The sequence below is a fragment of the Clostridium sp. ZBS15 genome (assembly GCF_023845705.1).
GTDB classification, from domain to species: Bacteria; Bacillota; Clostridia; order Clostridiales; family Clostridiaceae; genus Clostridium; species Clostridium aquiflavi.
In genome coordinates, this window is the sequence record NZ_JAMQHY010000094.1 from 1 (window position 1) to 2,769 (window position 2,769).

The 2,769-nt window shown below is 25.3% G+C and carries 2 protein-coding genes and 1 pseudogene; all 3 read left to right on the plus strand.

Annotation, left to right across the window (positions count from 1 at the left end):
* Nucleotides 1–107 (plus strand): annotated as a pseudogene (locus tag NG904_RS17670) (SbcC/MukB-like Walker B domain-containing protein); the annotation flags it as partial.
* 235 nt (nt 108–342) lie between these two features.
* Nucleotides 343–2,271 (plus strand): molecular chaperone HtpG, encoded by a 1,929-nt coding sequence (htpG, locus tag NG904_RS16540; RefSeq protein ID WP_252232805.1) that lies wholly within the window; start codon nt 343–345, stop codon nt 2,269–2,271.
* Between the two features lie 294 nt (nt 2,272–2,565).
* Nucleotides 2,566–2,703, plus strand: a complete 138-nt coding sequence (scfA, locus tag NG904_RS16545; protein ID WP_003371542.1) for a six-cysteine ranthipeptide SCIFF — start codon at nt 2,566–2,568, stop codon at nt 2,701–2,703.
* Nucleotides 2,704–2,769 lie beyond the last annotated feature (66 nt).

Consider the following 2,769-nt stretch of genomic DNA (forward strand, 5'->3'; position numbering starts at 1 on the left):
TAATCAGTCATGTTGAGTCTATAAAAAATAGAGTGCCTGTAAAGTTAATACTTACTCCAGCAGAATCAGGAAAAGGGGGGAGCAAGGTAAGGATTGAACGAAGTTAAACTATATTAATTGGTAAACAAGGAAAATATTCAGAGTAAATAAAGGTCAAAGAAAGTCAAAATTGAAGAAAAACTTAGATTTATACTGAATGGTTTAAGATAATTAAGATTTTTAGAAAAAGTATTCATTTTTTAAACATTGACAATATTTAGTTGTGTTAATAAAATATTCACTATAAAAAGAAATATAGTGTGAAGAAGCAAGTACACGAGATATTAGAAGGAGTGATAGTTTATGATAAAAGAAAATGGTAATATTTCAATTCATACAGAAAATATATTCCCTATTATTAAAAAATGGTTATATTCGGATAAGGATATTTTCATTAGAGAACTTATAAGTAATGCTTGCGATGCTATAAGTAAGTTAAAAAGATTATCAGCTTTAGGTGAAGCAAATGTAGATGAAAATGAAAAATTTAAGGTTACAGTAATAGTAAATAAAGAGAAAAAAACTCTTAAATTTATTGACAACGGAATTGGAATGACAGAAGAAGAAGTTAAAAAATATATAAATCAAGTAGCTTTTTCAGGGGCAGAAGATTTTGTAGAGAAGTACAAAGATAAAATGGATGAAGGTAGTGATATCATAGGTCATTTTGGACTAGGATTTTATTCAGCATTTATGGTTTCTGATAAAGTTCAAATTGATACATTATCATATAAAGAGGGTTCAGAACCTACAAGATGGATATGTGAAGGTGGTACTGAATTTGAGATTTCTAACTCGGATTCTAAAAATGAAAGAGGTACAATAATAACTTTATATATCAATGAAGATAGTAATGAATTTTTAGATGAATACAAGCTTAGAACTATTATTACTAAGTATTGTTCATTCTTACCTATAGAAATATATTTAGAAGATGAAAACAAGGTAAAAGAAGAACCTAAATATGAAACAAAGAAAAATGAAGATGGAACTGAGTATCAAGAACTTATAACACCAGAAGAAGCAAAACCTTTAAATGATACACATCCTCTTTGGATGAAAAAACCAAGCGAATGTACTGATGAAGAATATAAAGCCTTTTATAGACATGTATTTACTGATTTCAATGAACCGCTATTTTGGATTCATCTAAATGTGGATTATCCATTTAATTTAAAAGGAATATTATATTTCCCTAAATTAAAACATGAATTAGAAGCTACAGAAGGTCAAGTTAAGCTTTATAACAATCAAGTTTTTGTTGCTGATAATATAAAAGAAGTAATTCCAGAATTTTTATTACTTTTAAAGGGTGCAATAGATTGTCCAGATTTACCTCTTAATGTTTCAAGAAGCTTTTTACAAAATGATAAAGATGTAGCTAAAATATCTAATCATATAGTTAAAAAAGTAGCTGATAAGCTAACATCATTATTTAAAAATAGTAGAGATGAATATAATAAATTCTGGAATGATATACAAATATTCATTAAGTATGGATGTTTAAGAGATGAAAAATTCTATGAAAAAATTAAAGATATAATTATATTTAAAACTATTAATGATGAATATGTTACATTAAAAGATTATTTAGAAAAAGCTAAAGAAAAACATGAAAATAAAGTATTCTATGTAAATGATGTAAGACAACAATCTCAATATATAAAATTATTTAAAGAATATGAATTAGATGCAATTATATTAGATGCAAGTTTAGATAATCATTTAATATCTTTCTTAGAAATGAAAGAAAGTGGAGTACAATTTACTAGAATAGATTCAGATATATCAGATGTTTTAAAATCTGATGAAGATTCTAACACTGAAGAAGTAAAAGAATTAAATAAAAAAATAGAGGAAATGTTTAAATCTACTCTTGGTGAAAAGATAAAGAATATATCAGTAGAGGGATTAAAGGATGCAGGAACTCCTGCTATGATATTAATATCTGAACAGTCAAGAAGAATGGCTGAAATGAGCAAAATGTATGCAGCTATGAATATGCCAGCAGGAATGTTTGATGAAGAAAAAACTTTAGTAGTAAATAACAATAATACTATTGTTAAAAAGATTATAAGTTTATATGAAGATGATTCTAAAAAAGAAGATGTTAAATTCATTTGTGAACACATATTTGATTTAGCTAAAATAGCTAATAAGGAATTAAGTCCAGAAGATATGGATGAATTTATAAAGAGAAATAACGAACTTTTAAGTAGAATTTTATTATAAAATAACAGTATTGCAAAAAAGGTACTTGATGAATTTTTCAGGTACCTTTTTTGTTATTATATATTATTTTTATTGAATTATTTAAATTAATATTTTAAGCAATTTATATATTATGTGATAATTATATAAATTTTATACTAAATAATTTATAAATTTATTATTAATGCAGTTCTTAGGAGAATAATGTTACTATAATTTGAGTATATATTAAAAAGGTGGTAAGCTTGTCCTTTAATACCTTAGAGTATTATGGTATAATAACACCGTATATTTTTAAATGGAGGTGTTTTTATAATGAAACACATAAAAACAATCAATAAAACAAACATAAAAAATAGTTTATGTAAGCCAGGATGCAAAGAATGTGCTAACTCATGTCAATCAGCATGTAAGACATCTTGCACAGTTGCAAACTTAGAATGTGAAAACTAATATACCTTAATAGCAGTAACTAGATAGTTACTGCTAACTTTTTTATTTTATGGCTCTGTTTTAAAT

Excerpts from the sequence above, each read along its gene's own strand:
- htpG (WP_252232805.1), top strand. The coding sequence starts at position 343 with ATGATAAAAGAAAATGGTAATATTTCAATTCATACAGAAAATATATTC.
- scfA (WP_003371542.1), top strand. The coding sequence starts at position 2,566 with ATGAAACACATAAAAACAATCAATAAAACAAACATAAAAAATAGTTTA.